General features: G+C 60.6%; 7 protein-coding genes. 2 read left to right on the forward strand and 5 right to left on the reverse strand.

What is annotated here, in order from left to right:
* Positions 1-533, forward strand: a 533-nt coding sequence (locus A3840_RS14700; RefSeq protein ID WP_205633392.1) for a hypothetical protein, incomplete at its 5' end; no start/stop codon positions are given.
* A gap of 48 nt (positions 534-581) precedes the next feature.
* Here A3840_RS14700 and A3840_RS14705 read toward each other — a convergent pair.
* Complete coding sequence (locus A3840_RS14705; protein ID WP_067458370.1) at positions 582-1,358, reverse strand: hypothetical protein; 777 nt, start codon at positions 1,356-1,358, stop codon at positions 582-584.
* 177 nt (positions 1,359-1,535) lie between these two features.
* On the opposite strand from A3840_RS14705, the gene A3840_RS14710 reads away from it, so the two are divergent.
* Positions 1,536-5,159 carry a DEAD/DEAH box helicase gene (locus A3840_RS14710; protein WP_067458373.1) on the forward strand — a complete coding sequence of 1,208 codons (3,624 nt, stop codon included), beginning with the start codon at positions 1,536-1,538 and terminating at the stop codon, positions 5,157-5,159.
* A 22-nt stretch (positions 5,160-5,181) separates the two neighbouring features.
* Here the strand turns inward: A3840_RS14710 and A3840_RS14715 are convergent, their stop codons facing one another.
* The 4 genes from A3840_RS14715 to A3840_RS19900 all read right to left on the reverse strand — a co-directional run.
* Positions 5,182-5,538, reverse strand: a complete 357-nt coding sequence (locus tag A3840_RS14715) for a hypothetical protein (RefSeq protein WP_067458376.1) — start codon at positions 5,536-5,538, stop codon at positions 5,182-5,184.
* Positions 5,535-6,464 carry an AAA family ATPase gene (locus A3840_RS14720; RefSeq protein ID WP_425388857.1) on the reverse strand — a complete coding sequence of 310 codons (930 nt, stop codon included), beginning with the start codon at positions 6,462-6,464 and terminating at the stop codon, positions 5,535-5,537. The genes A3840_RS14715 and A3840_RS14720 overlap by 4 nt, the downstream gene beginning before the upstream one ends.
* A gap of 128 nt (positions 6,465-6,592) precedes the next feature.
* Positions 6,593-8,788 carry an AAA family ATPase gene (locus A3840_RS14725; RefSeq protein WP_067458383.1) on the reverse strand — a complete coding sequence of 732 codons (2,196 nt, stop codon included), beginning with the start codon at positions 8,786-8,788 and terminating at the stop codon, positions 6,593-6,595.
* Between the two features lie 415 nt (positions 8,789-9,203).
* Positions 9,204-9,440: hypothetical protein (locus A3840_RS19900; protein ID WP_205633393.1), on the reverse strand; the 237-nt coding region annotated here is incomplete at its 5' end.

A 9,440-nucleotide genomic window follows, 5' to 3' on the forward strand; every position in this document is an offset into this window, starting at 1 on the left:
CCCAACCGCCAGCTGTCCGGCGAAATGGGGTCCACTCCAAGAAAGACCTCAAAAGCGCGGTCTTCAAGATGAAGAATAAGTTCATCGGACTACTGACACCAGCAGAGCAGCAGTTGCTAATCGATTTCGGAGACCGTGCGATCTGGAACCCCGCATTCCGCGACCGAGAGGTCTTCAGTGACTTCGTTGCCGTCTTAATGAACAGCGGACTTGTCCAAGCTGACGAAATACCAGCATTGGAGGGCACCAAAGATCTAGTCATCATGTACGTTCTATCTACGTTTCATGGGACGAGGATTTCCCTCGGTGATGGAAAGTTTTGCGACCTGCAAGCCGGCTACGACAACCGGCAAGGAAATCTCGAAGTAACTGCTGACATCTTGTCCTCTACATCTCCCAAACGAATTTCACAGAAGTGCTGCCTCTTCTGGACCGAAATGTCTGGATCGGATTTCTGCGATCCAGCTCTGGGGAAGGGCCCTTGGGAGGGCCTGATAGCACTGGAAGGTGGGAAGCTCGTGGCTGTTGACTAAGAGGCCGACAGCCTTTTCAGCTTCGTTGAGACTACCCGAACGTCGAGATCAGGCTCGAGCAGCTTGCATCGTACGCAACTTCGGTAGCAGCTCGTCAGAAAGCCACCTCTCACCGTTATGGTTTGGCTCACGGTCGAGCGAACCAATGTTTCTTGCGATTTCGATGGCAATTTGTTTGTAGCGATGGTCGTTCGCTAAGACCATTCGTTTCAGAGCGTGTTGTATTTGCACTGATACATCTGGGTTCATCATATGCTGACGTGACCAATACAACTTGAAAAGCCCGTCATGCACACGCTTCATCTCCTTGTCAGCGCTTATCGTAACTTTTGTTAGGAATCCGGCAAATTCCACGTCCGACATATGAGGGTGCGTGGCAGGATATTCCTTCAACTCCAAGGCGAACTCTCTCATGTGCCGGCCCGCGGTGAGGATGTTGGTAAGCATCAATGCGTTGGACCGCTGAAATCCTGGAGCGACGAAAAATTCTAGCGCTAGGAATGTTGCAACGAGCACCGGGATACCGATCGCGTATTGCAGAAGTTGCGTGGCCACGTAGATCATGACGCCAACGTTGATCAAGGTGTAGATCGGATGGTCGTTCGCGCGACCAAAGAAGGAAAATGGCGCCAGTAACCCTTCAAACATAAAGTGCCGCAGAGAGACCAAAACCAACTCAGTACGCTTCATGGACAGGACGCTTTCGGCCCAGGCACGAATGATGATCGCCTCCATCCTGTCCCAGCCGTTGGCGCCTGCTGGGGTTCGCGCCCAATGAATGTTTGAGCGCGCCTCCACAAATGCTTGCTCGAAGGGGTTCTGCATCTTCGGCCTTGCTCCTTTGCGAGGACACACACCCAAGATCCCGGGTATCCTTTCCGAAAGCAAGACCTCAGGAACGCCGACTAACCTCCGGACGGATCAGCAGGATCGATCACTTGCTTTTCGATGGATCAACGGACAAATTCTCTGGACTGAAACGTCGTGGGGGCGACCACCCATATGGCAACAAGACCATATTCGCAGAAGTCGGTCTTCGACCTGGAAGCGATCTTCGAGCGGTCGGCCAACGACGCCAACGAACTCGGGCGGCTTGCCAACGAACTTGCTTTCCGTAATACGGCGAAGGCACGGTCCTTGGCGATGAAGATCGACGAAGCGCTGGCCGTACTTGCCAAGCAGAAGGTCGTGCCAATCACTGGATCAGGCGCTGCCGCAAGGAGCGCATCTCCACCACCGTCTGCTCCCAACGTCCCACCAGTGAATCCAAGCGCGCCTCAATTGAAGGTCGTGCCCCCCACCCAAGCAGCCGGCGAGCCAAAGCGAGTTGAGGCCGCAGGCGATCGCGTCGATCTCGGCCCGCTGCCCACCTTCGAGCCCACTGGCAGGACCAATGATCCTCAGGCAATCCTGGCTGCCTGGACCGCCTTGGAGGCGCTCTCGCCGCAAGGCTACAAGCGCCCTGAAGACATGGCCTCAGGAGACAGATCTCGGGTCACGCTGTTCGAGCGCGGCATACCGTGGGGTCCGGACGCCCGCAGCAAGCCCAATCACCGGCTCTATTTCGAGGTCGTCCTTGGCGCGATCGCTCTCGACAAGGCCACGGACGAGCTGGTGAAGGTCTTCGGCGAGGACGAGGAGCGGTCGCGTCCCGATGGCAAGCGCGCGGCCATTGCCTCGATTCTGATCGACAAGGAGGGCTTCGTCCTCGAGGAGAATGGCATCGCTGTATCGAGCTTCGCCTGGGCGTTGAAGCCGGCGCTGGAGTTGAAGCTGGGCAGCCTGGGCGCGTGGCCTAAGGTCGAGCAGCGCATTCTCGAGCGGCTTGATCGCATGGTCAGGCGCCACGACGAGGACGGCAATCCGATCGCCATCGATCTCGATGTCGTCCATTCGGCGCATCGCTGGCTGGTTTCTCAGTTCGAGGTGCCGGGGCATCTCGTCGAACCGCCAACCTTTGCTCTTAAGGTCTTCCACCACTTCAAGGCGAAAACACCACCCGAGCCATCGCTGCTGAACTCCTTCTACCTCGAGGATCTCGCCAAGGCCTCGGAGATGATAGGAGCGAACGGGGCAGGGGTCGGGCTGCAGCGATATCTTGGCATCGGCCGGCCCGAAGACCGAGTGGACGTCCTGTCCCCTGCCGCTGCGGTCGAGCAGTTCGTTGCTCCTTCGCTGATGCCGCAGGCGCGGTGGCCATCGGCCGGCGGTCATCCTCTCGTCCTGCTGCAGCAGGCGGCCGTCAATGCCGCGCGCGAAGAGTTGGGCGACGATGCTGGCATCATGGGCGTCAATGGACCGCCCGGAACCGGCAAGACGACCTTGCTAAGGGATGTGGTCGTTGGGTGCGTCCTCGACCGCGCCACCGCCATGGCGGGGTTCCAGAACCCCCAGGATGCGTTCTCGACGACAGGAGAAAAGCTGGCGTTCGGCTCCAACGCCTTCCTCCACTTCTATCGACTCGACGCCTCGCTCAAGGGTCATGAGATCGTCGTGGCCTCGTCCAACAACAAGGCTGTCGAGAACGTCAGCAAGGAATTGCCTCTCAAGGAAGCCAATGGCCGAAACGGCGAGATGACTTATTTTCGATCGATCAGCGATCTCATCGCCAACCCCAAGCGGTCCGGATACTTCGAGGCCGAGGAGGAGGCGAACGCCGCCCCGGTGGAGACATGGGGATTGATCGCCGCCGTCCTCGGCAATGGCCGGAATCGTGGCGCTTTCCAGCAAGGCTTCTGGTGGAACGAGGACGGCGGCTTCCTGACCTATCTGAAGGCCGCGCGCGGCAACAATGTCATGCGCGAGATCAAGGACGAGCGGACAGGCGAGATCATCAGGCGCGAGATGCCGAGCGTGGTGATCAACGAGAAGCCTACGACCAACGAAGCCGATGCCGCTGCCCAATGGCGCAGGGCCCGCTCGGCCTTCCTGAAGCAGAAGAAGGCCGTCGATGCCGAGCTCGCTGCGATCGAAGGGATGCGTCGCGACATTCAGTCCCTGAAGGAAGCGATCTCCGAATTGCAGCGGCTGAACGAATTACGGCCGCGGTTCGACCAAGCGGTTGCCAATGCCCGGCAGGCGGGTGAAGCAAGGCGACAGAAGCACGCGAACGCAAATGCTCAGGCCGAGCGCGACAAGACAACGCTCGACAGCCATCTGGCCAGCCGCCCCGGATTTTTCGCCCGATTATTCGGCACGGCTTCGTGGAAAGCATGGAGCGCCAGCCAGCAGCGTCTCGCCGGCGCGTTGCGGCAGTCCAATCAGCGCGCTCAGGAGGCCCGCAACGCCCTCGAGGCGGCGCGCGCCGAGTGGAGCAAGGCCCAAGGCCAACTCCAGCGGCTTGATCGAGCAGTCGCTGGCAAGCAGCAGGATGTCATGCGGCTCGACGCTGCATCATCCGCGGCAAGGAACCGCCTAGGCGATCGCGTCATCGACGACATCTTCTTCCAGAAGGAACACGAAACCATCCAACTGACGGCACCATGGCTGCCCGACGACGTGCATCGCATGCGCGAAGATCTGTTCGCCGCCGCATTGGCAGTCCACAAGGCTTTCATCGATGCTTCGGCCAACCGGCTGCAGCACAACCTCGGCCTGCTGATGTCGGGCATGACCGCCGGGGCATTCCAGTCGCCGGCGCACCGCGATCTGCTTCCCGACTTGTGGTCGAGTCTGTTCATGGTCGTGCCAGCGGTGTCCACGACCTTTGCATCCGTCCGCACCATGTTCGGAGATCTCGCATCGGAGAGCATTGGATGGTTGCTGATCGACGAAGCGGGGCAGGCGGTTCCTCAGGCGGCGGTCGGCGCCATCATGCGCGCCAAGCGCACCATCGTCGTTGGCGACCCGCTTCAGATCCCACCGGTGGTGTCTCTGCCCGAGAAGCTCAATACCGAAATCTGCAAGTTCTTCGACATCGACCAAGCCGAATGGTCGGCTCCTGCGGCGTCCACCCAGACGCTTGCGGATCAGGCCTCGCGCTTCAAATCCACCTTCGTCACCGACATCGGCGATCGAGAGGTCGGTCTGCCGTTGCTGGTGCACAGGCGGTGTCAGAACCCGATGTTCGACGTGTCCAACACCATCGCCTATGCAGGCCAGATGGTTCACGCGGTTGGCCCTCGTAAGCCCGGCCCCATTGGGGCTGCTCTGGGCCAATCCCGATGGGTGGACGTCAATGGCGATGCCGAGAGCAAATGGCGCCCTGCCGAAGGCGAGGCTGTCGTTGGCATGCTTGCCGCCCTTGCTGCCGCAGACGTTCAAGATCCGGACGTCTTCATCATCACGCCCTTCAAGGTGATCGAGCAGGAGATGCGCCGGCGCCTGGACAGGGAGGCCGGCCTGCTCAGATCGCTCGGCGTGAAGGCTGACGAATGGCCCCGGGATCGCGTCGGCACAATTCACACCTTTCAGGGGCGGGAGGCCGACACCGTCATCCTTCTCCTCGGTGCACCGAAACCCAATCAGCATCGGGCGCGCCAGTGGGCTGCCAGTCCTCCGAACATCATCAATGTTGCGGTCTCAAGGGCGAAGCAGAACCTTTATGTGGTGGGCTCGGCGACAGCCTGGTCAGCGGCAGGCACCAGCCTGCAGGTGCTGCAGCGAGCTCTCGCCCAGTCTGCATAGGTGGAAGCCACCAGACCGACGCTTACTCAAGGCCCTCGAGGATGCGCCATGCCCGATGATAGGTGGGACCTGCTGGACCCACAGCGGCTCCCCAGTCTGCGGCGGTCAGACCCGTGCCGAAGAAGTCGATGCGGTTTTCGTCGATCGGCCAGTAACACAGGGGCTGCAGACGATCCTTCGTGGTCCCCAGTACCTCAGCCAACCTCTCCGCAGCCGCGGGACCACGGATCGGCATCGTCTCGGGACGGTATCGTCCAAGCCTTGCGAGCTTGAGCAGGTCGAAGGCGCGAGGGTAGATATTGATCCCTGCGGCGCGAGCAACCAGCCCTGCAAGGTTCTCGTCTGGCAGCGGCGTAACCGAGCGATAGAGGATGCTCATTGGTCGTGCACCACCTCGACCTGCCGGACGCCCTCCCGAAACGGGTTGTAGTTGACATAGTTGTTCGGCATTGCCCGCGTATCCACGGCGAGCTCCAAATCCTCGTATTCGACGCAGGACGCGCCGCGTCGAACGGCGTGCAGGGCGGCTTCCTCCAGGATGCGGGACACAAGGCCAATGCAACCGCCAGAGGCAGCCCAGAGCCGTTCGGGGATTTCCTCGTCGAGAAGGTCGGTCTCCTCCGGGAAGAGATCGAACTCGGTCAGCTTCATCGCGGCTTCCTGGCAGTATTCCAGGAAGATCACCTGATCGCCCTCATCGCTCCATCGCAACGGCGAGAAGTCGATCTTGGACAGTTCACGGTTGGTGAGCTGGGAGTCGATCGAAAGGTGGATTCTGGCTTCCGGAATGCCAACGAAGACCATGGGGACCAAGCCTCGGATCGTCATTGTCTTTAGCGTGTCCGTGACCACTGTGCTTTCGATCTTCTGCGACTTGATCGCCTTCCCCTCGGGAGACTTGGCCTTGCTGTCCGCGAGGTGCTGGATTTCATCGAGGATAAGGAGTTCGGCCTGCCGTCCGATCTCCTTTCCAGTCGCCGGGTCCTCATAGGTCCCGTTCAGATAGGAGTAGACTCGGCGCAAAAGGATTGGGCCAGTTCCAACATCTGCGTTCTTGTCTCCAAATGCTCTGAGGATGTCGGTGGCCAAGGAGCGAACCGAGGCATTGGGGGATAGCGTGACGTGCAGGACGATGCGTTGCTTGGCTGCGATCTCGGACCTTGGCATGTCTGCGGGAAACAGTCCTCGTTCGATCGCCTCATCGACGACCTTCTGCTCGATGTAGGTCGTGATGGCCATCGACTTTCCCGAGTGACTGGGTGCGAAAAGCTCGACGTAACGCTTTGGGCTGTTCGGTGTACGCACACCGGCCCTGCGGACTGTGTCCAGCTTTGCATGCGCACCGGGAATGCGTGGGTGGTTGATACGCATTTGATCAAACGCGACGAAGACATCGTCCTCGGTAACCTCGCGCTGCTGCTTCTTGGTCTTGGTCATGCTGCTTCTCCATCGCCCTTCTTGTTGACGCGCGCTGCCACGCGCGCCTTGATCGCCGCGAGATCGACAGTTGGTGGCTTGGGCGCTGAAACGGGCGGCAGACGCGCCGGCTTGCTATCCTTCTCCACCGCACCTGCCTGCTTCTGCTCACGGTTGCTGCGTCTTGTCTCCTGCGCCTTCTTCTGACCGGCCTTCCCGCCGAAGGATCGTCCCTTCTTTACGGGGATTGCCTCGGGGGCACGGGCCATGGCGGTATCATGCGGAATGTCGCGATCCTCATCGCGGTCCACCGACTTGATCTCCACCTGGTTGCCGGGAATGAGCCGGGTCTGCGGTTCGATCTGGCGGGCCCGGCGGCGCCGTTCGATGGACTTAGCGTTCGGCATGACGTCGAGCAGGAATTCCCGATGCGCCACTCGGGCGGCGGCCTTCTCGGTGTCGGAGTGGAATGCCTGATTGCGCTCCTCGGCCCACTCCTTGATCATCTTGGCGGCGTACCAGGAGAGCCCTTGCGAGAAGATGGGGCTCCAGTTTGGCAGCTTGACCGAGGTGCTGGTGGTCGGATCCCAGATATTGATCCAACCGACATCGCCATCATCCCACTGCTCGGCCGCGCGACCGGCGAGCAGCTGCATGGTCAAATTCTCGACCGCCGTTCGCGTCGGCAGGAAGCCATCGAACTTGAGCATGGTGGAACCACCGTGGTCGTCGCGAATGACGATGCTGACCGATTCCACTTCCCCGATTCCAAGGATGTCGGCAACGATGGCATGGCCGGCCTCATGCAGGGCCGTGCCTTCGATCATGGCCTCGGTCCTGATATCGGCCGGCGCGATGGCGGCGAGGAGATCGGCCATCTGTAGGGGCCGCTTGGCCGAGCGGGCGGTACGGCGGGCCGTCTTGACCCAACTCACGGCCGGGGCGCCGGATGCACCGGCAGCCAGCTGTCCGGCCTGCGTCAGGTCTTCGCCCTCGAGGTCGGTGCCAAGGTGCTGGCGCAGGATGCCCTGCATGTCCTCAGCTGTGGGCGGCGCGATGTGGATGATGCGATCGAGCCGGCCAGGCCGTACGAGGGCCGCGTCGAGCTTCTCGGGATGATTGGTGGCGCCCACCACAATGAGCCGGTCGGTCGTGTCGTTGACGGCGCCATCGAGCTTGTCGAGCAGATGGGTGATCACCGGCAACCACCAGTCCGCGCCTCTAGGCGAGATCGTCGCGCGGTTCGGGACCGCGTCGATCTCGTCCAAGAAGACGATGCAGGGCGCGGCGGCCTTGGCATCGACGAAGACCTTGTCGATCATCTTGATGACGCTGTCGAGGTGACCCGGTGATTCAGAGAACCACTTGCCCACGGATGTGGTGATCAGTGGCAGTCCCGTCGTATGCGCCAAGCTTCGGGCGTATGTGGTCTTGCCTAGCCCTGGCATGGAAGCGAGAACGACGTTTGCATCGATGGCGTCGAAGCCGATCTCGCCACGGCGCCATGCTTCCAGGTCCTCGATCAGATTGAGCGCCCAGGTCTTAGCATCGCCATAGCCGTGCAGTTCGTGGATGGTCGGCACGCCCTGGGTGATCGGCGAGGACGAGCGCTTGCTCGCGACCGCCTTCTTGAGACGCTCGATGCATTGGGTCGGACTGGTGCCGGGTCGCAGACAGGCGACGATTTCGTCGAATGTCAGACCGAATGCGATGTCGTTGGGGATGACCTTCAGGGTGCGGCCGCACATGCGCTTGATGACGGCGCCAATGACCTCGCCATTTGGCGGGGGCAGCCGTACCACCATGTCGGCCGCGGTCCTCATGGACGATGGCAACAAGCGTTCCGGATCATGACCGATCCCAAGAACGCGAGCGCCCATCGCCAAAGCGTCCATGGTCCTGAGCGACGAGGTATCATCGGCGATCTGGCTGGGCCGAAGCGGTGTGACGCGGGCCTGCACGAAATCCCATTCCCATGGCTTGAGCAGATGCATGAGAGGCAGGGTCCAATCGGGACTTGGCGTCACCACGATGGCGCAGAAGTTCTCGCTGTCATGGAGCTGCTTGACGCCGTCCATGCCAATGCTGTGCTGAAGCAGCGCCAGCGGCAGGAGGTATTGGGGCGACTTGTCCTTGCGCTCGTTGCTGAGCCGGCCCTCGATGACGAGCTCGGTCTCGTCCAGCCCATCGAGCCAGTCGTTGTTGTCGGTCATGATGTGTCTCTTCGCCGGCGCAGGGACGTGCGTAGCCGTCCGGTGTCAGCCGGTCCTCAATGCCCATTGCGGGCGCGATGTCGGAAAAGGTTCAGCGCTCAGGAAGCGCGTTTGACCGACACGGATATGAGACGGAGAGGATTGCGAACGAGCGCGGCCGCAGCGGGGCGGCGGGCGGTTTCGACGGCGATGTGCAGGGCTTGCGACATGGCGGCTTCTCGTTCTGATGATGGAACAAATAAGGAACTATTAACCCATGGTCAAGCCACCGACGCCTGCGACTTCTCGAATGGTAAATTTCGGGCGTCGGACCGTCTGATTTTTTGTCCAGCCAATCTTGAATGATGGTGTTAACCTTGTGCGATGTCACGAAAAGCCTTCAGAATTCATGAGGTCTTTCGAGCTGAGCATAAGACTAGCGGGGGGCGTCTGCGTTGGAGTGGGTCATCATTATTGGCGTCGTTCTGGTGGTGATCGGATACACCGGCAGAAAGAGCGGTGGGAAGAAGCCCAAAGCCTCGCCTCGAACAAACAGGAACCGATCAAGCAATTGGTCGCCAAGCACAACAGCTGGGTCTAGTTCGGAATTGCGGTTCTCACCTTCGAGGTCGACGTGTCCGGCGTCAGCACTGATGGGACCAAATCGGCTTAA

Origin of the sequence: Devosia elaeis, assembly GCF_001650025.1 — a bacterium.
In the GTDB taxonomy this organism is placed as follows: domain Bacteria; phylum Pseudomonadota; class Alphaproteobacteria; order Rhizobiales; family Devosiaceae; genus Devosia; species Devosia elaeis.